Source organism: Bacteroides sp. CAG:633 (assembly GCF_000435115.1).
Classification (GTDB): domain Bacteria; phylum Bacteroidota; class Bacteroidia; order Bacteroidales; family Bacteroidaceae; genus Bacteroides; species Bacteroides ndongoniae.
In genome coordinates this window covers 55,910-77,759 of sequence record NZ_FR883080.1, presented here as the reverse complement: position 1 = coordinate 77,759, position 21,850 = coordinate 55,910, and the positions used below count along the sequence as shown (strand labels likewise).

Annotated in this window: 20 protein-coding genes; 16 read left to right on the top strand and 4 right to left on the bottom strand. The window is 49.9% G+C overall.

What is annotated here, in order from left to right; genetic code table 11:
- Positions 1-82: 82 nt before the first annotated feature.
- A complete protein-coding gene (locus QVP67_RS09130) occupies positions 83-1,312 on the top strand; it encodes a 6-bladed beta-propeller (RefSeq protein WP_022163262.1) in 1,230 nt (409 codons plus the stop codon).
- Between the two features lie 19 nt (positions 1,313-1,331).
- Here the strand turns inward: QVP67_RS09130 and QVP67_RS09125 are convergent, their stop codons facing one another.
- On the bottom strand, positions 1,332-2,201 hold the full coding sequence (locus QVP67_RS09125; RefSeq protein WP_022163261.1) for an NAD kinase: 870 nt from the start codon (positions 2,199-2,201) through the stop codon (positions 1,332-1,334).
- 103 nt (positions 2,202-2,304) lie between these two features.
- Between QVP67_RS09125 and QVP67_RS09120 the strand changes: the two genes are divergently transcribed.
- The 15 genes from QVP67_RS09120 to QVP67_RS09050 all read left to right on the top strand — a co-directional run bounded on the left by QVP67_RS09120 (position 2,305) and on the right by QVP67_RS09050 (position 17,390).
- A complete protein-coding gene (locus QVP67_RS09120; protein ID WP_022163260.1) occupies positions 2,305-3,018 on the top strand; it encodes a pyridoxine 5'-phosphate synthase in 714 nt (237 codons plus the stop codon).
- Positions 3,018-3,734: a MotA/TolQ/ExbB proton channel family protein gene (locus tag QVP67_RS09115; RefSeq protein ID WP_022163259.1), complete on the top strand. Its 717-nt coding sequence runs from the start codon at positions 3,018-3,020 to the stop codon at positions 3,732-3,734. The genes QVP67_RS09120 and QVP67_RS09115 overlap by 1 nt, the downstream gene beginning before the upstream one ends.
- The gene (locus QVP67_RS09110) at positions 3,728-4,141 is read left to right on the top strand and encodes an ExbD/TolR family protein (RefSeq protein ID WP_071148742.1); all 414 of its coding nucleotides are present in this window, start codon (positions 3,728-3,730) and stop codon (positions 4,139-4,141) included. The genes QVP67_RS09115 and QVP67_RS09110 overlap by 7 nt, the downstream gene beginning before the upstream one ends.
- A gap of 59 nt (positions 4,142-4,200) precedes the next feature.
- Positions 4,201-5,022, top strand: a complete 822-nt coding sequence (locus QVP67_RS09105; RefSeq protein ID WP_022163257.1) for an energy transducer TonB family protein — start codon at positions 4,201-4,203, stop codon at positions 5,020-5,022.
- A 15-nt stretch (positions 5,023-5,037) separates the two neighbouring features.
- Positions 5,038-5,589, top strand: a complete 552-nt coding sequence (locus tag QVP67_RS09100) for a DJ-1 family glyoxalase III (protein ID WP_022163256.1) — start codon at positions 5,038-5,040, stop codon at positions 5,587-5,589.
- Positions 5,590-5,631: 42 nt separating this feature from the next.
- Complete coding sequence (locus tag QVP67_RS09095; RefSeq protein WP_022163255.1) at positions 5,632-6,300, top strand: 2-C-methyl-D-erythritol 4-phosphate cytidylyltransferase; 669 nt, start codon at positions 5,632-5,634, stop codon at positions 6,298-6,300.
- On the top strand, positions 6,288-8,384 hold the full coding sequence (gene recG, locus QVP67_RS09090; protein ID WP_022163254.1) for an ATP-dependent DNA helicase RecG: 2,097 nt from the start codon (positions 6,288-6,290) through the stop codon (positions 8,382-8,384). The genes QVP67_RS09095 and recG overlap by 13 nt, the downstream gene beginning before the upstream one ends.
- 273 nt (positions 8,385-8,657) lie before the next feature.
- On the top strand, positions 8,658-9,527 hold the full coding sequence (locus QVP67_RS09085) for a M23 family metallopeptidase (RefSeq protein ID WP_022163253.1): 870 nt from the start codon (positions 8,658-8,660) through the stop codon (positions 9,525-9,527).
- A 110-nt stretch (positions 9,528-9,637) separates the two neighbouring features.
- Positions 9,638-10,180 (top strand): DUF1599 domain-containing protein, encoded by a 543-nt coding sequence (locus QVP67_RS09080; RefSeq protein WP_022163252.1) that lies wholly within the window; start codon positions 9,638-9,640, stop codon positions 10,178-10,180.
- Positions 10,170-11,486, top strand: coding sequence for a BT_3928 family protein (locus QVP67_RS09075; protein ID WP_287641174.1), 1,317 nt, complete (start codon positions 10,170-10,172; stop codon positions 11,484-11,486). Before QVP67_RS09080 ends, QVP67_RS09075 begins: the two co-directional genes overlap by 11 nt.
- A gap of 39 nt (positions 11,487-11,525) precedes the next feature.
- Positions 11,526-12,284: a triose-phosphate isomerase gene (gene tpiA, locus QVP67_RS09070; RefSeq protein WP_022163250.1), complete on the top strand. Its 759-nt coding sequence runs from the start codon at positions 11,526-11,528 to the stop codon at positions 12,282-12,284.
- 320 nt (positions 12,285-12,604) lie between these two features.
- Entirely contained in the window at positions 12,605-13,063 is a 459-nt protein-coding gene (locus tag QVP67_RS09065; RefSeq protein ID WP_022163249.1) for an SPOR domain-containing protein, read from the top strand.
- 21 nt (positions 13,064-13,084) lie between these two features.
- The gene (folE, locus tag QVP67_RS09060; protein WP_022163248.1) at positions 13,085-13,681 is read left to right on the top strand and encodes a GTP cyclohydrolase I FolE; all 597 of its coding nucleotides are present in this window, start codon (positions 13,085-13,087) and stop codon (positions 13,679-13,681) included.
- A 1,243-nt stretch (positions 13,682-14,924) separates the two neighbouring features.
- Positions 14,925-15,593, top strand: a complete 669-nt coding sequence (locus QVP67_RS09055) for a TlpA family protein disulfide reductase (protein ID WP_022163246.1) — start codon at positions 14,925-14,927, stop codon at positions 15,591-15,593.
- 243 nt (positions 15,594-15,836) lie between these two features.
- Complete coding sequence (locus QVP67_RS09050; protein ID WP_022163245.1) at positions 15,837-17,390, top strand: ATP-binding protein; 1,554 nt, start codon at positions 15,837-15,839, stop codon at positions 17,388-17,390.
- Positions 17,391-17,410: 20 nt separating this feature from the next.
- Here the strand turns inward: QVP67_RS09050 and dnaG are convergent, their stop codons facing one another.
- The 3 genes from dnaG to QVP67_RS09035 all read right to left on the bottom strand — a co-directional run bounded on the left by dnaG (position 17,411) and on the right by QVP67_RS09035 (position 21,828).
- The gene (gene dnaG / locus QVP67_RS09045; RefSeq protein ID WP_022163244.1) at positions 17,411-19,552 is read right to left on the bottom strand and encodes a DNA primase; all 2,142 of its coding nucleotides are present in this window, start codon (positions 19,550-19,552) and stop codon (positions 17,411-17,413) included.
- A gap of 55 nt (positions 19,553-19,607) precedes the next feature.
- Positions 19,608-20,339 carry an HAD-IA family hydrolase gene (locus tag QVP67_RS09040; RefSeq protein WP_022163243.1) on the bottom strand — a complete coding sequence of 244 codons (732 nt, stop codon included), beginning with the start codon at positions 20,337-20,339 and terminating at the stop codon, positions 19,608-19,610.
- A gap of 151 nt (positions 20,340-20,490) precedes the next feature.
- A complete protein-coding gene (locus QVP67_RS09035; RefSeq protein ID WP_022163242.1) occupies positions 20,491-21,828 on the bottom strand; it encodes a glucose-6-phosphate isomerase in 1,338 nt (445 codons plus the stop codon).
- Positions 21,829-21,850 lie beyond the last annotated feature (22 nt).

Below are 21,850 nucleotides of genomic sequence, written 5' to 3'. Positions count from 1 at the left end.
GCACGTTTTTGCACGCTCGTTTTCTTGGCTATCCGGATAGGTTTTCGGAGCTTTGAGGCTGTTAAACCTAAAAATTAAACATATGAATTTCATTAACACGACTACTTTTGTAAAGAGACTTTTTACAGTGCTGTGGGTGATGGGCCTTTTGCTTGTCACCGCTTGCAGGGACAAACAGGTGAGTGACGGTCAGGTGACGAATATTGATTTGACGAGTCCGGCACAAAAGAAGCTGAATATGTCGGAATTTGTAAGCGGAATACAATACATCCCGCTGGAGACGTCGGACGACAATCTGATGGGTAACGTTGACCAGCTTCTGTTTGCGCACAATAAAATAATCATTGTGGACAACAAGACCGCTTCCATCTTTTTCTTTGACGATCAGGGGAAATACCTGTATAAGATTGCCAAGCAAGGCGTCGGACCTGAAGAATATTCTGAAATAGACAAGGTTGCCGTGAACTCGCAAGAGGGGGTATTGTATGTTCTGGATCGGAAGAAAGTTCTGGTGTATAGTCTGGAAGGGGAGTTTAAGGAAATAATCAAACTGGACTTCTTGGCGGGTGATTTTATTTATATGGATCATACTCTTGTCTTCTATTGCGACTATGGACAAAAACCGGCTTTGGAGAAAGACGGCCAGTTGCCCTTGTTGGCCATTTATCATATAGATACGGCAGAAACCCGTTATTCTCTTTATGCGGATGCGTCGATAGGCATGACGGAGGTGATAGATAATCATATGCTCAGAGGATATAGCGGACGGGATGAAGGGACGCTTACGTTCCCGTTCTCGGACTATGTGTACCGTCTTGGGACGGAAGGAGCTTCGCCGGCGTATTTCGTTGATTTCGGAGAAAAGAACAGAACGAGGCTGGAAAATCATCTGGCAATGCTGAAAAGCGAACAGTTAAGCGCAGAGGATTGTATGGAAGGCAGAAAGGGATATCCGGCTTTCAGGGCGGTGTCGGGATGTCAGGAAAGCGACAGCCTGTTGTTTGTCGGGTTTAATAATTATTCGGAACATGAAACCGGGGTGTATCTGTGGGATAAAAGAAGTGGTAAAACTCTGAACAGATGTTCTTCGGAAGGCTGGGCAATCAAGAATGATATTGACGGTGGATATCCTTTGTTGCCTATGGCTTTGAGGGGCGATAAATTCTATACGGTTGTTCCGCCTTTCTATTTGCTGGATATGGAAATCGAGGATCCGGAGCTGAAAAGTATTGTGGAAAAGATGACCGGAGAAGAAAATCCCATACTGATGGTATCGACTGTGAAAATCGGCAAGGCTGATTCGAACCGTTAAAAGCGAAAAATGTGCTTTATTACCGTACATCCGCCCCCCACATCATCTTGTTGCGGAGTGTGTCGAAGAAAATGTGGTTGTAGCGTTTGACGACCTTTATGCTGTAGTCGGCTCGTGCGATGTGCAGCCTTGTTCCTTCCTTGCACGATTCGCTACGGCCGTCGATGGCTACCAGAAAGTTGTGGCTGCGGCTTTCGACTTCGAGGGTGATTTCCCAGTCGTCGCAAATGACGATGGGGCGCACGTTCAGGCTGTGGGGTGCCACGGGGGTGATGGCGATGGTCTGACTGTGGGGCACCATGACAGGGCCGCCCACGCTGAGCGAATAGGCTGTAGAGCCGGTAGGCGTGGCTATGACCAGTCCGTCGGCCTGGTAAGTAGTGAGGTGAGCACCGTTAATATAAGTATGTATGCTGATCATGGACGAGCTGTCGTGTTTCAGTACGGCAATCTCGTTGAGGGCATAAGGCTCTTGAAACACATGTCCGCCGTCGCAGCGCAGCTGAAGTACGCTGCGTTCTTCTACTTTATAGTGATGATTGTAGATTTCGTCGAAAGTTTCTTCCATCTCGACCGGCGAAATGTCGGCCAGAAAGCCCAGCCGGCCGGTGTTGATACCCAGTATCGGAATGTTTTTCTTGCCTACCCGGCTGGCTGCTTTCAGAAAAGTACCGTCGCCGCCGATGCTGATGACCATGTCGGCCTGAAAGTTGTCACCGTCGAACAATTCGGCAGGAGGAACGTTCAGATGAAGGTCGTCGGACAGAAAACGATGGAACTCCCGGCTGATACAAAGTTCTGCTTTCCGCTCGTGAAGGATGTGCAGAAGGGTTTCGGCATGAGATGATTTGCTTGCCTGATAGGTGTTTCCGATAATGGCGAATTTCATATTCAGTCTGTTATTATACGTTGCAAAGATGCCATTTTTTTCTCAGATTGCTGACAACTTATCGCTATTATTTGTATTTTTGCCGCAAACTATCGAACGTATTATGACAAGATTAAGCGTGAATATAAACAAGGTTGCTACGTTGCGTAATGCCCGCGGTGGCAATGTACCGAATGTGGTGAAAGTGGCATTGGATTGCGAAAACTTTGGGGCTGACGGCATTACCGTTCATCCCCGTCCGGACGAACGGCATATACGCCGGAGCGACGTTTATGATTTGCGCCCCCTGCTCCGTACCGAATTCAATATCGAAGGTTATCCTGCTCCTGAGTTCATTGACCTGGTGCTGAAAGTGAAACCTCATCAGGTGACACTGGTGCCCGACAGCCCTACGCAGCTGACCTCGAATGCCGGATGGGATACGAAAGCTAATCAGAGTTTCCTGTCGGAAGTGCTGGATACGTTCAACGGTGCGGGCATCCGTACATCGGTCTTCGTGTCGACCGACCCGGAAATGATAGAATACGCGGCCAAGGCAGGTGCCGACCGTGTGGAACTCTATACGGAGCCTTATGCCAGTGCCTATCCGAAGGACCGTGAGGCTGCCGTGGCTCCTTTTGTGGAGGCTGCCAAGGTGGCACGCAGCCTGGGACTGGGACTGAATGCCGGACACGACCTGAGTTTGGTGAACTTGAACTATTTTTATAAAAACATTCCCTGGCTGGACGAAGTCTCCATTGGTCATGCGCTGATATGCGATGCGTTGTACCTGGGACTGGAACGTACTATTCAGGAATATAAAAACTGTCTACGCTGATGAATCTGATGCTTTTATGGGCCCAAGTGGCTCCGGCGCTTGCCGATTCGATTGCCGGTGCCAATCCGGTATTGACACCTGTCAACACACCCGACGAGATGAACCTGTGGAGTATGGCCATGAAAGGTGGCTGGATTATGGTACTGCTGGGCCTGATGTCCCTGCTGTGCTTCTACATTCTGTTCGAGCGCAACTACGTTATCCGGAAAGCCGGCAAGGAAGATCCGCAGTTTATGGACAAGATAAAGGACTACATTCTGAGCGGTGAACTGAAGGCTGCCATAGCCTATTGCCGCAGTGTAGATACACCTTCGGCACGTATGATTGAAAAAGGAATCAGCCGCCTGGGACGCCCGGTGAACGATGTGCAGGCTGCCATCGAGAATGTGGGTAACTTCGAAGTGGCCAAACTGGAAAAAGGCATGACGATCATGGCAACCATTTCGGGTGGTGCGCCGATGCTGGGATTCCTTGGTACGGTGACCGGTATGGTACGTGCTTTCTGGCAGATGGCCAACGCCGGTAACAATATCGACATCACGCTGCTTTCGAGCGGTATCTATGAGGCCATGATTACAACCGTGGGTGGTCTGATTGTAGGTATCATAGCCATGTTTGCCTATAACTATCTGGTGACGCTGATTGACGGCGTAGTGAATAAGATGGAAGCCAAGACAATGGCCTTTATGGACTTATTGAATCAACCTTCATGTTAAAGCGCAGAGTCAAAATATCACCCAATTTCAGCATGGCGTCCATGACGGACCTCATCTTTCTGTTGCTGATATTCTTTATGATCACCTCGACCATGGTGTCGCCCAATGCCATCAAGGTGTTGCTGCCGCAAGGCAAACAGCAGACATCGGCCAAGCCCCTGGCGCGGGTGATTATCGACAAGGATCTGAATATGTATGCAGCATTCGGCAACGACAAGGAGCGTAACCTGTCGGTCGAGGAGCTGACACCTTTCCTGAAGGAATGTGCAGCCCGTGAGCCGGAGATGTATGTGGCTCTTTATGCTGACGAGTCGGTGCCTTACCGCGAAATCGTAAAGGTGCTGAACATTGCCAACGAGAACCATTTCAAAATGGTGCTTGCTACCCGTCCGCCTGAAAACAGATGAACGGAGGGGCGCATGTCCGCCATTGTTTATTATGAACAGTTAAAACAACAAATAGACCGATGCTCTCTTCCAAGAAAAAAGCAAAATATGTAGGACTGACAGGCGCGTTGCTGGTGCATGTGGCTATTGTAGCCCTTCTGTTGCTGGTCGGTTTCAGTCTGCCCGAGAAGGTGGAAGAAGACGGTATGCCCGTGATGCTGGGTGAAGTGCCCGATGCATGGGGGGCAGCCGATCCGTCGCTGGTAGAGGTAGACGTGGTGCCTGAACAGACTGCTCCCGAAGTGCAGGAGGCAGCCGAACAGGAGATGATTACCCAGGAAGAGGAAGAGACCGTAGCCATCAAACCAAAGACTGAGGTAAAGAAGAAAACGGAAAAACCGAAGAAACCGGAGAAAACGGAAGCCGAAAAGGCAGAAGAAGCCCGTAAACTGGCCGAAGCGAAAGCCGAGAGAGAACGCAAGGAAGCCGAAGAAGCAGCCCGTAAGCGTGTAGCCGGAGCGTTTGGCAAAGGTGCGCAGATGGGCAGCAAGGGAAATACCGAAGGAAAGGGTATACAAGGCAGTCCGACGGGAAATGCACCGACCGGAGCGACCTCGGGTGTAGGCGGTTATGGTACGTTCAGTCTGGGAGGCCGTTCGTTGGGTGAAGGTGGCCTGCCGAAGCCTGTATACAATGTGCAGGATGAAGGCCGGGTAGTGGTGGACATTACGGTGAATCCGGCCGGACGTGTGATAGCAACCAGTATCAACAGGCAAACCAATACCGTAAACTCTGCTTTGCGCAAAGCAGCCGAAGACGCGGCCCGGAAAGCACGTTTCAATGCTGTGGGCGGAGTGGATAATCAGACGGGAACAATAACATATTACTTTAATTTAAAATAAAAGGAGATAAAAGTTATGGGTACAGTTTATGTATTTTTTGCCGATGGATTTGAAGAAATGGAGGCCTTTTCTGCTGTAGACGTCATGAAGCGTGCCGGTCTTCAGGTAGAAATGGTGAGTGTAACTCCTAATGAGATAGTAACAGGTTCGCACGGCATTCCGGTGCTTTGCGACAAGAATATAGTCAATTGTGATTTCTTTGATGCCGAACTTATTCTGATGCCTGGCGGACTGCCTGGTGCGACTACATTGGATGCTTGCGAGGACTTGCACAGACTGATACAGCGGTTTGCCGATGAAAACAAGCCGATTGCTGCCATTTGTGCCGCTCCGATGATTCTGGGTAAGATGGGATTGCTGAAAGGACGCAAGGCTACTTGCTATCCTGGATTCGACAAGTATCTGGAAGGTGCTCAATATACCGGTGCTTTGGTTGAAAAAGACGGTAACTACATTACCGGAAAAGGTCCTGCTGCTGCATTGCCGTTTGCTTTGGCAGTGGTTGAACATCTGCTGGGAGCCGAGAAAGTGGCCGAATTGAAGCAGGCCATGTGTGTGCCCGATTGAGAATAGGATAATCGAATAATCATCCGTTAATACATTTTATCTGTGAAATACGCTCTGATTGTAGCCGGTGGAAAAGGATTGCGCATGGGCAGCGAGTTGCCCAAGCAATTTCTTCCGATAGGAGGAAAGCCTGTGCTGATGTACACGCTGCAGGCTTTCTATGACTACGATCGGGAAATGCGGATTATATTGGTGCTTCCGGTCAGCCAACAGGCGTATTGGGCACAACTGTGCCGGGAGCACCATTTTACTGTGCCTCACGAAGTGGCCGATGGCGGAGAAACCCGTTTTCATTCTGTAAAGAATGCGCTGGAAAGGGTAAACACGTCTGGTCTGGTCGGTGTGCACGACGGAGTTCGTCCGTTTGTGTCGCAAGAGGTGATTGCCCGCTGTTACGAACAGGCTGCTGAAAAGAAAGCGGTTGTTCCGGTGGTCAATGTGGTAGAGACTGTCCGTCACCTGTGTCAGGGAGGAAGAAGCGAGACAGTGCCCCGTGACGAGTATCGGCTGGTGCAGACTCCTCAGGTGTTTGACGCAGAATTGCTGCTGCGGGCTTATCGTCAGCCTTATACGTCCGACTTTACCGACGATGCTTCTGTAGTAGAGGCTTTGGGAGAGCCTGTCTGGCTGACAGAAGGTAACCGCGAGAATATCAAGATAACGACTCCTTTTGACTTGAAGATTGCCGAAGCTTTGTTATGTTCGATTTAGCTTCGCGTGACATAAAATATCTGTCGGGCGTGGGACCCCAGCGGGCTGCTGTGCTCAACAAGGAGCTGGGTATATATTCCTTGCACGACTTATTGTATTATTTCCCTTATAAATATGTAGACCGGAGCCGTATATATAGTATATACGAGCTGGATGGCAACATGCCTTACATACAGCTGAAGGGTGAGATCCTGAGTTTCGAGGATGTGGGCGAAGGACGCAACCGAAGACTGGTGGCTCATTTCTCCGACGGAACGGGAGTGGTGGACCTGGTCTGGTTTCAGGGGGTGAAATATATTATAGGAAAATATAAGATCCGTCAGGAATACATCGTCTTTGGAAAGCCTACGGTTTTCAACGGACGTATAAACATAGCCCATCCCGATGTGGATGCTGTGGCCGATCTGAAACTTGAAACGATGGGACTGCGTCCTTATTATAATACGACGGAGAAAATGAAGCGCAGTTCGCTTAACTCCCATGCTATCGAGAAAATGATGGCTACGGTGGTGAAACTGCTTTCTGATCCTCTGCCCGAGACGCTGTCGCCGGCCATACTGCGCGAACATCATCTGATGCCGTTGACCGAAGCGCTGGTAAACATACACTTTCCGACCAGTGCCGAACTGCTGCGTAAGGCGCAATACCGGTTGAAGTTTGAAGAACTGTTCTATGTACAGCTCAACATTTTGCGTTATGCACGCGACAGGCAACGCAAGTATCGGGGATATGTGTTCAGCAAAATAGGCGATATATTCAATACGTTTTATTCCAAAAATCTTCCTTTCGAACTGACCAATGCCCAAAAGCGGGTGTTGAAGGAAATCCGTCGCGACATGGGGATGGGCAGGCAGATGAACCGCCTGTTGCAGGGCGATGTGGGTAGCGGAAAGACGCTTGTGGCGCTGATGAGTATGCTTATAGCACTTGACAACGGTTATCAGGCATGTATGATGGCGCCTACCGAAATTCTGGCCAATCAGCATTACGATACAATCCGGGAGTTTCTGCATGGTATGGATGTACGGGTGGAGCTGCTCACCGGTTCGGTGAAGGGAAAGCGCCGGGAAGCGATTCTGGCAGGGCTGCTCAGCGGCGAGGTACAGATTCTGATAGGTACACATGCCGTTATCGAAGATACGGTGAACTTTGCTTCGTTGGGCTTTGTGGTCATCGACGAACAGCATCGTTTTGGTGTTGCCCAACGGGCCAGACTGTGGACAAAGAGTGCGCAGCCCCCTCATGTGTTGGTAATGACGGCTACCCCTATTCCGCGTACATTGGCCATGACGCTGTATGGCGATCTGGACGTGTCGGTGATTGACGAATTGCCGCCGGGACGGAAACCGATCGCTACGATTCATCAGTTCGACAATCGGCGTGAGAGTCTGTATCGTTCGGTGCGGAAGCAGATTGAGGAAGGGCGTCAGGTGTACATTGTCTATCCGCTGATAAAGGAGAGCGAGAAGATAGACCTGAAGAATCTGGAGGAAGGATATCTGCATGTATGTGAAGCATTCCCTGACTGTAAGGTATGTAAGGTGCACGGCAAGATGAAGCCGGCCGAAAAAGACCGGGAAATGCAACTCTTTGTGTCGGGTGAGGCACAGATTATGGTGGCTACCACTGTGATCGAGGTAGGGGTGAATGTGCCTAATGCATCGGTGATGATTATTGAAAATGCCGAACGTTTCGGCTTGTCCCAGCTTCACCAGTTGCGCGGACGCGTAGGGCGTGGAGCCGACCAGTCTTATTGTATTTTGGTGACCGGTTACAAGTTGGCAGAAGATACCCGCAAACGGTTGGAGATTATGGTGCGGACCAATGATGGCTTTGAGATAGCCGAAGCTGACCTGAAACTGCGTGGACCGGGCGATCTGGAGGGAACGCAGCAAAGCGGCATTGCCTTCGATCTGAAGATAGCCGATATAGCCCGTGACGGTCAGTTGCTGCAATATGTGCGCGAAGTGGCACAAAAAATCGTAGATGCTGATCCGAACGGAGTTCTTCCTGAAAATGAAATACTCTGGAGACAATTGAAGGCTTTGCGGAAGACGAACGTTAACTGGGCGGCCATTAGTTGAAAAAACGGTTAAATATACACTTTATTTCCGCTTTTATGTTGTATAACATATTTAGCCTTATTCCCCCTATTTATAGGGGGTTAGAGCCTGTTTCCTTTTGTTTTTAGATTGTTACTCTTGAAAAAATAGTTAATAAAGGGTACTCTTTTTCAGCGAGAAGTTTTATCTTTGGGGAAATTTTTAAAAATAATCTGGATATTCGCGTTGAACAAGCCTCTGATTCTCTAATTACATACTTGCCACGGGTATCAAAAATGAAAGACAACAGACAGAATGAGTTTTAAAGGAATAAAAACAGTTTTGATAGCCGCGGCGGCTATGGTCAGCCTGAATTCTTTTTCTCAAGACCTTATTGCCCGTCAGGCTCCGATTGATAGAAAATTAAAAAGTGTAGATTCGCTGGCTTTACAGAAACAGATACGTGCCGAACAGGCTTTGTATCCGGGGCTTGATCTCTATCCCAATTGGAATAATGAACTTGTACAGGCTTACGGAAATGCCATTGTACCTGAAAAATATACGTTTGATTTGACGGGTTTCTGTATGCCTACCGAGCACACCCGCATTACCGATGTGTTTGGTTATCGTCCCCGTCGGCGTCGTGCTCACTACGGATTGGACATTAAAGTATATGTAGGCGACACGATCCGTGCAGCTTTCGACGGTAAAGTCCGTATTGTGAAGAATCAGGGACGGCGCGGCTATGGAAAGTATGTAGTGATCCGTCATGATAATGGTCTGGAGACAGTGTATGGCCACTTGTCTAAGCAGCTGGTCGATGTGAATCAGCGTGTAAAGGCCGGTGAACCGATTGCTTTGGGTGGAAATACAGGTCGCTCGACAGGTTCACATCTTCATTTCGAAACCCGTTTCTTGGGAATTCCTATTAATCCTGCTTTGATGTTTGATTTTGAAAAACAGGATATCGTAGCAGACTCCTATACTTTCCAGAAGACGAAAGGATCTTCGGACAAAGCCAAGAGCATGGCTTCGGGCGAAGGTTTGTTCTATAAAGTTAAAAGAGGAGATACATTGTCTAAAATCGCTGCCCGTCAGGGTGTTTCCATTGATAAACTTTGCAAGCTGAACCGTATCACGCGGAGAACAATCTTGCGTCCGGGTCAGGTATTGCGTTGTTCATAACAAAAACGTAAACAATCTTTATAGCAAGAGGGCACTTTAAATAGATTTTAGAGTGTCCTCTTTTCATTTCTCTCCAATTATCACTATCTTTGTGGCCTATTAGTAAGGAAATGAAAGATACTAAACAACAATTTGAGCATGTCATTGCGGTATGTCGTGAGTTGTTCTCGAAGAAACTGCACGATTACGGTCCGGCGTGGCGCATTCTCCGTCCCTCTTCTGTTACCGACCAGATATTCATTAAAGCCAATCGTATACGTAGTATTGAGACTAAAGGAGTGGCATTGGTGGATGAAGGAATCCGTTCGGAGTTTATTGCCATTGTAAATTATGGAATTGTAGGACTGATACAGCTGGAACTGGGATATGCCGAGTCGGCCGATATATCGAATGAGGAGGCTTTGGCCTTGTATGACAAGTATGCCAAGCAGTCGCTTGACCTGATGCTTGCCAAAAATCACGATTACGATGAGGCCTGGCGTAGTATGCGTATCAGTTCGTATACAGATCTGATTCTGATGAAAATTTACCGTACCAAACAGATAGAGAGTCTGGCTGGGCAGACGTTGGTGTCGGAAGGAGTGGATGCCAACTATATGGATATGATTAATTATTCTGTATTCGGTTTGATAAAGATAGAATTTGGAGACTGATAAGAAACATATTATCATGAAAGTGTGGGTGAACATCTGCCGTTTCGTTTTGGCTGTAGTGTTCATCTTTTCCGGATTTGTAAAAGCGATAGATCCTTTTGGTTCGTTTTATAAAATTCAGGATTATCTGACTGCATTCAATCTGATTTCGTGGTTTCCGGGATATTGGCCGTTACTATTCGCCGTATTGCTTGCAGCAATCGAGTTCTGTGCTGGTATTTATCTTTTCTTAGGTATTCGGCGGAAGATTTCTTCGACGCTGGCATTTCTGCTGATGCTTGTGATGACTCCGTTGACGCTCTATCTGGCTTTAGCCGATCCGGTGTCAGATTGTGGTTGCTTCGGAGATGCACTGGTATTGACTAACTGGCAGACTTTTGGTAAGAATGTGGTGCTGTTGGTTGCAGCTGTTACTGTATTCCGTCAGTGGCGGGAGATTACAAGGTTCATTACCCTGAAAATGGAATGGATTTTCTCCATGTATACCATTCTTTTTGTGTTTGCTTTGTCGGCCTATTGCTTGCGCAACCTGCCTTTGCTTGATTTCCGTCCTTATAAGATAGGCACGAATATCAAGGCCGGGATGGAGATTCCCGAAGGGGCTAAGCTCAGTGTACTCGAAACGACGTTTGTGATGGAGAAAGATGGTAAGCGGAAAGAGTTTACGCTGGATAACTATCCGGACAGCACCTGGACGTTTGTCGAAACTCGTACGATTGTCAAGGAGAAGGGGTACGAACCGCCTATTCATGATTTTGCAATGCAGAGTCTGACGAGTGGGACGGACATTACAGACAGTGTACTGACCAGTCGCGGATATACTTTCCTGTTGGTGGCCCATCGCATAGAGGAGGCTGATGACAGCAATATCGATCTTATTAATGAAATCTACGATTATAGTGTAGAACACGGATATGGATTTTACGCCCTGACTTCTTCGCCTGAAGACGCCATTGCTTTGTGGTGCGACCGTACGGGTGCCGAATATCCGTTCTGCCAGATGGACGACATTACGTTGAAGACTATCATACGTTCCAATCCCGGATTGTTGCTGATTAAGGACGGTACTATTCTGAACAAGTGGAGTGACAGCCAGTTGCCCGATGAGTATGTGCTGACCGATAGTCTGGACAAGCTGGAACTGGGCCGTCAGAAATATGTAAACGATTGGTACACGATGGGCTATGTGCTCTTGTGGTTTATTGTTCCATTGGCTTTTGTCATTGGAGCCGATCAGCTGTTTGTGGTCAGATTGCAGAAGAAAGCGGAACGCAGCAAGCCGCAGCGTGATGAAGAGCAGCAGTAAAGTAACAGAAATTATTAACCCTTTTTAAATATAAACAAAATGAGAAAAAACATTGTTGCAGGAAACTGGAAAATGAACAAAACCCTTCAGGAGGGTATTGCTCTTGCAAAAGAACTGAATGAAGTACTGGCTAACGAAAAGCCTAACTGTGATGTAATCATCTGTACACCGTTTATTCACCTGGCATCGGTTACTCCGTTGGTAGACCCTGCCAAGATTGGTGTAGGTGCAGAAAACTGCGCTGATAAGGAATCGGGCGCTTATACCGGTGAAGTTTCAGCTGCTATGGTTGCTTCTACAGGTGCAAAATATGTAATTCTGGGTCACTCAGAGCGTCGTGCTTACTATCACGAGACAGTAGAAATCCTGGAAGAGAAAGTAAAACTGGCTTTGGCCAATGGTCTGACTCCTATCTTCTGTATCGGTGAGGTACTGGAAGAGCGTGAGGCTAACAAGCAGAACGAAGTAGTTGCCGCACAGCTGGCTTCTGTATTCTCTCTGTCTGCTGAGGACTTCTCGAAAGTTATCCTGGCTTACGAACCGGTATGGGCTATCGGTACAGGCAAGACTGCTACTCCGGAGCAAGCTGAAGAAATCCACGCTTTCATCCGCTCTACTGTAGCCGAGAAGTATGGCAAGGAAATCGCTGACAACTGCTCTATCCTTTACGGTGGTAGCTGCAAGCCTTCGAATGCCAAGGAATTGTTTGCAAAACCCGATGTTGACGGTGGTCTGATTGGTGGCGCTGCTTTGAAGGCTGCTGACTTCAAGGGCATCATCGACGCATTCAATGAATAATTGATAACGGGCAATTGATAACGGGCAACGGGGCGCGGATGCAACATTCCGACAAGTCGTTTTCGCTTGTTATCAATTGCCTTTTCTTCCACTTTCCGAGGATCGGTGAACTGAACCTGGCGGTGTGTCGGAAACATGAATCGGTTTGTAGCCTTTGGGCGAGGCCGTTGTCCGGACACGGATTATAGGTGAAAAGCGTTTATGTATGGCGTATAGTCCGTATCTGAAAAAGCCGCATGTCTGTCGGGGCTTTCTGCCTGGCCGGCAAGAAGTGAGAGGATGCAATATTTAATCATCACATATCGATATACATATTATATATGAAAAGACTTGGTTCGTTTTTAGTGGTATGTTTCGCTTTCGTAACCTTTTCGGTGGCGCAGAACAACATAGTGAAAAGTCTGGAGCGCGATGTGCCCGGACAAGGCAAGGTGCGTGTCCATCAGGATGCGCGTATCACGGCTCTGATCGGTTCGGAGTATGTATCTACCGGAAGCGATGACACCAGAACCATTAAAACTTCGGGTTATCGCATTCAGGTGTATGCCGGAAACAATACCCGCCAGGCCAAGAACGAGGCGCATGCGGTGGCTTCGCGCATCAAGGAATATTTTCCGGAGCTGGCCGTTTACACTTCTTTCAATCCGCCCCGTTGGCTGTGTCGGGCGGGCGATTACCGCAGCATTGAAGAAGCCGATGCGATGATGCGAAAACTGCGTGCTACGGGCGTTTTCAAAGAAGTTTCGATTGTGAGAGAACAGATTAATATACCATTATAAAGTCTCAAATATAAAAAAGCTATGTTAGGAAAAGAAGAAATAGAGTCTCCTGCATTGGATGAGTTGAAGGAACACTACCAGCGTATCCTTACCTTGCTGGGTGAAGATGTGGAGCGTGAAGGATTGCTGAAGACACCGGAACGTGTAGCAAAGGCCATGCTGACCCTGACCAAGGGTTATACGATGGACCCTCATGAAGTGTTGCGTTCGGCCAAGTTCAAGGAAGAATACAGTCAGATGGTGATTGTGAAGGATATTGATTTCTTCTCCCTGTGCGAGCACCACATGCTGCCTTTCTATGGCAAAGCGCACGTGGCTTATATTCCTAACGGCTACATCACGGGGTTGAGCAAGATTGCCCGTGTGGTAGACATCTTCTCGCACCGGCTTCAGGTGCAGGAGCGCATGACGCTGCAGATTAAGGAATGCATTCAGGAGACGCTCAATCCGCTGGGTGTAATGGTGGTGGTCGAGGCCAAGCACATGTGCATGCAGATGCGAGGCGTAGAGAAACAGAATGCCATCACCACAACTTCCGATTTCACCGGTGCTTTCAATCAGGCAAAGACGCGGGAGGAGTTTATGAACCTTATCAAGCATCACTCTACTTCCCTGTGATCTGTCTATAACTTATAGCAGACGTATTTCTCTAGCCAGCTTCCCTTGGGCTGGCGCGTAAAGTCCATAGTCAGTAATGTAATACTCTTCTTTAGGGTTGCTGACTATGGACTTTGTTTTTTCAATATGCCTGTAGTGTGTTGTTGCAACTTCTGTGCACTGTCGGTGCAAAAGCGATGCACTGCCACTGCAAAGGCGTTGCACCGTTGCTGCAAAGGCGTTGCAGTATCAGTGCAAAGGCAGTGCACTGCTGCTTTGCTGACTTTTCCAGATTTACCCGGCCGTTTCTATGTTTTATAAACTATCGTAGTAGACAGCTTCCGGAAATCTTTTCTGTTTAACTGGAGTCTTTGTATTTGATATAAAAAACGTTACCTTTGTGTCAGGTGGATGTTCCGCCGTTTTTTCTAATAGCCTAATCAATAATGAAACACATGAAACGAAATGTATGGAGAGCTGTCCTCGGGGCAGTATGTCTGGGCAGCTTGTGTGCTGCATGTACTACACGTCAGGAAATCCGTATCACAGGTTCCCTGCGCAATGCCGACGGGGCGACTCTTATCTGTTACCGTTCGGTCGGCGGAATGTTCAATTCGGAGACTTACGATACACTGGCCTTGCAGGCCGACAGTACCTTCGCGCTGACGTTGCCCGGGGGCGAATATGAATGTTTCAACCTCGCTCTGTATGGGAAAAAGAAGCTGGGTACGCTGCTGACAAAAGGCGGAAATATCCGGGTGCAGCTGGACGGGCAGTCCGAGCAGCCGATGACCATTCTGGAAGGTCAGGACGAAAAAAAAACTCATGTGGCAGAAGTGATGTCACAGCTGTACGATGACGTGTTCGACATCCGGACCCGTCAGGGCGACCGTTGGGAGATAGCCGATGATACCATCGCAGCATCGGTATGCCGCAAGCTGACGAACTATGCCCTGTCGCTGGACAAGGAGGTGGAAGGTGTGGACGAAGAACTCCGTGACAAAGCCCGTCAGGACATACGCATGCAGTTGCTGCTGGCGTTCCAGAATCAGTTGCTGGCCACCACCTTCCGGTCGTCCGAAGCTACGAAACAGGAATGGCTGGCCGAGCTGGACAGCATGACGACTTTCTGCTCCATCAATCATCCGTACAGTCCTTTCTCCAGGGCTTTCTATGCGGTGGTGAGCTATGACACCGGCATCCGCTACTACACCAAAGGCGANNCATCCGCTACTACACCAAAGGCGAGCCGAAGCCCGAAGGGGTGGAAAAGGGAGTCGAACTGGCCTTTTACGATTTCGAGCATCGGCTGACAGGCAAGGCGCAAGAGGCCGCTATGGCACAACTTTTCCTTGAAGATGAAGGGCAGCAACGTTACGACCCGGCGCTGCTTTCGCTGGCCGACGAGTTCTGCAAACTGCATCCCGAAAGCCCTTGGATGCCGTGGGTGAGCCGTGCTGTGGGCAAGAACCGTGCCTTCAACGAAACCGCTATTCCGGCCGACCTCCATTTCCCCGACGTCAGCTCGGCCCAGACAATAAAGGATGTGACCGACCTGTACAAAGGCAAGGTTATCTTTATGGACATCTGGGCTACATGGTGTGGCCCCTGCCGTGCGGCATTTGCCCATATCGGTCCGTTGCAGGAGTATGCCGCAGCCAATGATGTGGTATTGCTTTATCTCTCCATCGACCGTCCGGAGAACGATGAGAAGTGGCGGAAGATGGCTGCCTATTATGGATTGAAAGGCGAGCACGTCCGCGTGCAGAACGCTTTTCATCAGGAAGTGTACGACACCTTTGGCCGTCAGGGTGCCTTGAGCATTCCCCGTTACGTCATTTTCGACAAGCAGGGGAGGATTCGCTTCACTTCGGCTACCTCGCCCGAACAGTGGGATAAGTTGAAGGAACAGTTGCAGGAGGCTGACAGGTAAAGGATTCGGGAACGAGTCTGTGGGATGTCTGTTTGCAAAAATGATCCCCGTTTTTCGTGCGTCTGAGCAACACTTGCACGGCTCGTGAGCAACACTTGTACGGCTCGCGAGCCACACAAGTGTTTCAGAAATGTAATGCAAGTGTCGCTCGCACCGGTGGGGAGCGACGGTTTTTTCTTGCGATGTCTGACTGTTGTTTGCGAGAAAAATGTATATTTGCGTAACTTATTATTCTGAAGGAACATGAGCAAGATTTATCCGGTAGGCATACAGAGTTTTGAAGAGATACGTCGGGGCGGTTATTGCTATATAGACAAAACATCTCTGATTTATCAGTTGGTAAAGACGGGCAAATATTACTTTCTGAGCCGTCCACGCCGTTTTGGCAAGAGCCTGCTCATCTCTACGTTGGAAGCTTATTTCTTAGGAAAGAAGGAGCTTTTCCAGGGACTCGCCATGGAAGGGCTGGAGAAGGACTGGACGACGTACCCCGTGCTTCACCTCGACCTGAACGCACGGAAGTATGAGGACGCCGCTTCGCTGACCGCCATCCTGAACCAGCACTTGGAGAGTTGGGAAGCCTTGTATGGTGACGAGAAGAAGGATCGTGCTCCCGAAGAGCGTTTTGCCTGGATTATAGAGAAGGCCTGCCGGGCGACGGGGCGGAATGTGGTGGTGCTGGTGGACGAGTACGACAAACCCATGCTACAGGCCATCGGCAACGAACCCCTGCTCACCGACTACCGCAACACACTGAAAGCCTTCTACGGTGTGCTGAAGAGTTGTGACAAATACCTCCGCTTTGCCCTGCTGACAGGGGTGACAAAGTTCAGCAAGGTCAGCGTGTTCAGCGACCTGAACAATCTGATGGACATCTCCATCGACGACCGGTTTGCCAGCATATGCGGCATTACGGAACGCGAACTGCATCGCGATTTCAAGGAAGACATCGCAATGCTGGCTCAAAAGAACCATCTCACGGAGGACGAAGCCAAACTGCAGTTGAAAGAACAATACGACGGATACCACTTCGTGGAAGATAGCGAGGATATCTACAACCCGTTTAGCCTGCTTAATACATTTGCCAAGATGAAGTTCGGCAGCTACTGGTTTGAAACGGGCACACCAACTTTCCTTGTGGAACTGCTCCAGCGCAGCAAGTACGACTTGCACCGCTTGACCGAGGAGATGGCTACGGCCGATTCTCTGGGGGGCATCGACACCATGTACACGAATCCTGTTCCCATCCTCTATCAGAGCGGTTATCTGACTATTAAGGGGTACGACAGGGAGTTCAGGACCTATGAATTGGGTTTCCCAAATCAGGAAGTGGAAGAGGGTTTTACTAAATTCTTGTTGCCTAATTATGCTTCTCTTCCTTCGGGCAATTTGTCTTTCGAGATAATGAACTTTGTCAAAGAGGTGCGTAGCGGTAACATCGACGCCTTCATGCACCGTCTCCAGAGCTTCTTTGCCGACACGCCCTACGAGTTGGTACGCGACTTGGAGCTTCACTACCAGAACGTGCTGTTCATTGTCTTCAAACTGCTGGGCTTCTATACACAGGCCGAGTATCATACTTCCAACGGTCGCGTGGATATGGTCGTCAAGACCGACCGCTACATTTACGTGATGGAATTCAAGCTGGAAGGCACCGCTGAGGAAGCCTTGCGGCAAATCAACGAAAAGCAATATGCTCTGCCTTTTGCTGCCGATGGGCGGACACTTTATAAGATAGGTGTGAACTTCAGTAATGCCACGCGTGGCATTGAGAAGTGGGTGGTGGAAGGAGTATAACGCGAATCGGTTCGTTCGTTTTAGAAACTCAGCACCACCCGGTCGCCCAATCGTTTGGCCATGATGCTCTGTACCTCGCGCAGTTCGCTGTAGCGCTGCATGATGGAGTTGCATTTTTCGTTGTCGTTGGCCACGGCGGGGTCTTGCAGGGCAAACATCATGTGCTTCAGTTCCTCGCTGACGATGGCATACTTGAAGTTGATCATCAGCGTGGGCACTAGTTCGTAGAGGCGTTCTTCGTCGGTGACAATTTTCTGGTTCTTCGAGTGGTACTTGCTCAGCTGGTATCGGTTGCTGACCAACTCGACAGTCAGTTTGCTGATGGCCGGGTCGGGATGGTTCAGGAAATAGCGTTCGGCAATGAAACCTTCGTCGTGCAGATGGGCGGCGGCTTCTGTCATAATCTGCCGGTGCAGTGGGTTGTGGAAGGCGAGTTCGTCTTCTTTCAGGTCGTTTATTACGTATTCGATGACGCTGACCGGAACTTCTTCGCCAGCTTCGTCGGTGGTGTTGCACATGACGCGTTCGCCGTAGCGTACAACCATTTGCAGAATCAGCCGTTCGTATTTGTAGAACTCCCGTCCTTCCTTGCCTTCCTGCGGGATGAACGACTCGTATGCATCCGCCGGTAGGGCGGCTTCGGGCGGGAAGTCGGTTGGGGGATAGGGGGCAGGAACCGTTTCCTGCGTAGGGCTGTCGGCGGCAGGTGCGGGGATGTCGCCCGTCGGTGCGTTGACGGCTGTTTGTGGTATGTCGCTGTTGGGCACGGTTGCGCTGTTGCCTGCAGGTGTGTTGGCTCTGGCAGCGGTGGCCCGGCGTTCGCGCTCGATGCGTTCGGCTTGCTGTTCGGCCTGTTTCTCGCGGCGTTTGGCCACTTCGTTCACCAGCAGGCGGTCTTCTACATGCAGCAGCTGGGCGCACTCCTTGATGTATACGTCGCGCACGATAGCTTCGGGTATTACCGAAATGCTTTGTACCAGATTGCTGATCAGTTCAGCCCGTTTGATGGGGTCGCGTCCGGCATCCTTCAGCAGCAGATTAGTTTTGAAGCGGATAAAGTCCGTTTCGTGTTCGTTGATGAATGCCTGAAACTCGGTAGCGTTGTGTTTGCGGGCGAAAGAGTCGGGGTCGTCGCCGTCGGGCAGGAGGCACACTTTGATGTTCATTCCTTCTTCGAGCAACATGTCGATGCCTCGTATGGATGCTTTGATACCGGCCGCATCGCCGTCGTAGAGCACGGTCATGTTGTTGGTGAAGCGGTGTATCATCTTGATTTGCTGTGTGGTCAGCGCCGTACCCGACGAGGCTACCACATTCTCCACACCGCTCTGGTGCATGGAGATAACGTCGGTATAACCTTCCACCAGGAAGCAACGGTCCTGCTTCACGATGGCCTGCTTGGCGAAGTAGATGCCATAGAGTTCGTTGCTCTTGTGATAGATTTCGCTTTCGGGCGAGTTGACGTACTTCACTTTGACCCCCTTGGTGGCAGCGGCCAGCACACGTCCGCCGAAGGCTACCACTTTGCCCGACAGCGTATGGACGGGGAAGATGACGCGTCCCCAGAAGCGGTCGCGCAGGCGGTGGTCGTCCGTCTCGTAGCAGAGGCCGGTCTTCACCAGAAACTCTTTCTTATATCCTTTCTTGAGGGCTTCTTGGGCAAAGGCATCGTGGCTGTCGGTACAGTAGCCCAGCTGGAACTTCTCGATGATGTCGTCGCGGAAACCACGGCTGTGGAAGTAGGCCATGCCGATGCTGCGTCCGTCCACGTGGTTGTGGAGGATGTTCTGGAAATAGTCGCGTGCAAACTGGTTGACGACAAAAAGACTTTCGCGTTCGCTTTGCGCCTGTTTTTCTTCGTTGGACAGTTCGCGTTCCTTGATTTCGATGCCGTACTTCCGGGCCAGGTAACGCAATGCCTCGGGATAGGTCAGCTGTTCGTGCTCCATGATGAAGTGAACGGCGTTTCCACCCTTGCCGCAGGCAAAGCATTTGCAAAGCCCTTTCGAGGGAGATACGTAGAAAGAAGGTGTCTTATCGTCGTGGAAAGGACACAGGCCGACATAGTTCACTCCGCGTTTGCGCAGGGTGACGAAGTCGGACACGACATCGGTGATCTGTGCCGCGTCCATAATCCGGTCGATGGTTGCCTGGTCTATCATGATGGTAAGTCAGCTGTTTCCTTTAAACGTGGTGCAAAGATAGCCTTTTTTCGCTTTACTTCTTCAATGCGTCGAGCAGTTCTTGCCAGTTGTCGCAAAGTGCCTGCATGGAGGGGAACAGCAGGTTGGCACCTGCGTCGAGCAGTACCTGACCGTCGAGCGGGCCGGTATTGACAGCTATAGTGAAGATACCCGCGGCCACACCTGCCTGTACACCGATGGGAGCATTCTCGACGACGATGGCTTCGTGGGCCTGTACGCCAGCTTTCTCCAGTCCCATGAGGTAGGGTTCCGGATTGGGTTTGCCGTATTTCACGTCGAAAGCTGTGACCATGTGGCTACGGTCGAACATACCGGGGAAGTTGTGCGTCAGGCGGTCCAGCAGCGAGTGTTGTCCGGAACCTGTCACCAAAACGGGGGTAATACCTGCCGCCTTGACCTTCTGCAGTGTTTCCCAAGCGCCCGGCATCCGTTCGGGTTCGGGGTGCGAGTTGAATTCCTTGCTCTTTTCAGCATAGATGCTTTCTATCAGTTCGGGGCTGGCGTCCTTGCCAAACTGGCGCTGATAGACGATGTTGATGGTCGAGGCACCGGTGCGCCCTTCGTGCAGATAGGCTTCTTCGCGACTGAGGTGCAATCCGTGGCGTTCCATCACTTTGTGCCACGCGTCGGCATGGTAGGGCATGGAGTTGAACAGTACACCGTCCATGTCGAACAGGGCGGCTTTCAGTTGCAGGTGGGGATAGCCGTGTTTCTGTAGATAGTCGGATATGGATTTTTCGAACATAATAAGTTTTTAAGTTATACGGAATGAGGAGTTGGTAAACAACAGACAGCGCAGACAAAGGCAGGAGGGGAAATAATGTCTGTTCCGCTTTGCAGGGAACGGTGTTTTCCATCTCGCTGCGCTTGCCTGCGCTGTTGTCAGTATCTGTCTTTTACAGTCTTGCTCGGATAGCCTTCGACTCTTCTTCGTAACCAGGCTTGTTCAGCAGAGCAAACATGTTCTTCTTGTAAGCTTCTACACCCGGTTGGTTGAACGGATTTACACCCAGCAGGATGCCGCTGATACCGCATGCCTTTTCAAAGAAGTACATCAGTCCGCCGATGCTTTCTTCGTCGAGAGCCGGAAGTACGACGCGCATGTTGGGTACACCGCCGTCTACGTGTGCCAGCTGTGTGCCAAGTTCGGCCATCTTGTTGACTTCGTCCACGTGTTTGCCGGCAAGGAAGTTCAGACCATCCAGATTGGCTTCGTCAGTCGGAACAGTCAGTTGGTGCTGAGTCTTTTCGACAGAGATAACGGTTTCGTAGATGGTACGTTCGCCTTCCTGAATCCATTGTCCTATAGAGTGCAGGTCGGTTGAGAAGTCAACGGCTGCGGGGAATATACCCTTTCCGTCTTTACCTTCTGATTCACCGTACAGCTGCTTCCACCATTCGTTGAAGTAGTGAAGTTTGGGATTGAAGTTGACGAGTATCTCGATTTTCTTACCGTTCTTGTACAGTTCGTTGCGGGTAGCAGCGTACAAGGCGGCAGGGTTCTCAGCAAACGGAACGTTAAGGCCGCAAGCCTTTTCCATAGCAGCTGCTCCGGCTACCAGTTTTTCGATGTCGAATCCGGCAACGGCGATAGGCAGCAGACCTACCGGTGTCAGTACCGAGAAACGTCCTCCTACATTGTCGGGGATGATGAATGATTTGTAACCTTCGCGGTCGGCTGTGACGCGGGCAGCACCTTTCTTGGCATCGGTGATGGCTACAATTACTTTCTTAGCCATTTCTTTACCGAGCTGGTCCTCGCATTGCTTCTTCAGCAGGCGGAAAGCAAGAGCCGTTTCGGTAGTAGTACCCGACTTGGAGATGTTGATAACACCGAATTTCTTTCCTTTCAGGTATTCGGTCAGTTCGTATAGATAATCTTCACCGATGTTGTGTCCGGCAAAAAGAATAACGGGGCCGTTCTTCTTTTCCTGCAACCAGGCGAAGCTGTTTGACATGGCCTCGATGACAGCACGTGCACCAAGGTAGCTTCCGCCAATACCGGCTACTACCACTACTTCGCAATTGTCGCGCAAAACTTGTGCGGTAGCTTTCAGGTCGGCCAAGTGTTCCGGCGTGATGGAAGAAGGCAGATGCAGCCAGCCAAGGAAGTCGTTACCCTTGCAGGTACCGTTTTCCAATGCTTCTTGTGCAGCCTTTACTTGGGCTTCGTAAGCGGAAATGCTTTCTTTGGAAACAAATCCAAAAGTTTTTTCAATGTTCAAACTAATCATAATATTCTAATTTTTAAGTTCG